The sequence below is a fragment of the Oleiphilus sp. HI0123 genome (assembly GCF_001635315.1).
In genome coordinates this window covers 1-806 of the sequence record NZ_LWGE01000264.1, presented here as the reverse complement: position 1 = coordinate 806, position 806 = coordinate 1, and the positions used below count along the sequence as shown (strand labels likewise).

Here is an 806-nt window from a genome sequence, read left to right as displayed (position 1 = left end):
GCTTGGTTTTTTGTGCTTTCTTGCAATTTTTGCGGGGCTTCAGCTTTATTTGTATTCTGAGCGGTGCCCTTTATTGGTTTTGTGTTTATTTCTTTATTCTTGATTCCAATAAATTGTTCAGGCGAGAAGCTTAATAACTGTTGATCGTCACTAAAAGAGATGAACGCTGAATAAGGCGTATCGACTTTTTCTCTGAGTTGGAAATACAAAGGGAGTGATGGGTCATCAAAATCTGCTTCAAAACGCTGAGTTAGATTTACTTGATAACAGTCTCCGGCAATTATGTAGCTTTGTATTTGCTCAAAAGCTTCTGAATAACGCTGATATGAAATGGTCTTCTGCCAGTTAGGCTTGTTAGTTTGCTGCTTATGTTTATATGTGGCGTTCTTTTCGTGGGTATCGGAAATAATATTTTCAATCTTGTCTCGCAAATCGAGAGGGCAGCGTGGTGAATACGTTAGATAACCGCGCTTTTGTTTTTTGTCATGAATATAAGACCAGGTATATTCACCTATATATAGAAGGGGGAGTTTACTTTCTTCCATTAATTGAGGTGCTTCAATAATATTAAGAGCCCCATACTCATAACTTGAGTATCCAATTAACCCTGCTGTAAAAGGTAAATCTGAAAATATTGATGGGATTTCTTGTTGCTCGTAGTTAAGTGACTCATGAATATTGCTTGGCTTAACTAGGTTTGGAGTGTGAGATAACTCTGCTTTATTTATTGTATGAGTAAATAAAGGCGAACCGCTAATAATATTGAAGCGACCTTTTGACTCATCAACGCCGCTATCTAAAAAGAT

The 806-nt window shown here is 37.1% G+C and carries 1 protein-coding gene; it reads right to left on the bottom strand.

What is annotated here, in order from left to right:
• On the bottom strand, positions 1 to 806 hold an 806-nt coding region (locus A3761_RS02605), incomplete at both ends, for a chorismate-binding protein (RefSeq protein ID WP_197472753.1).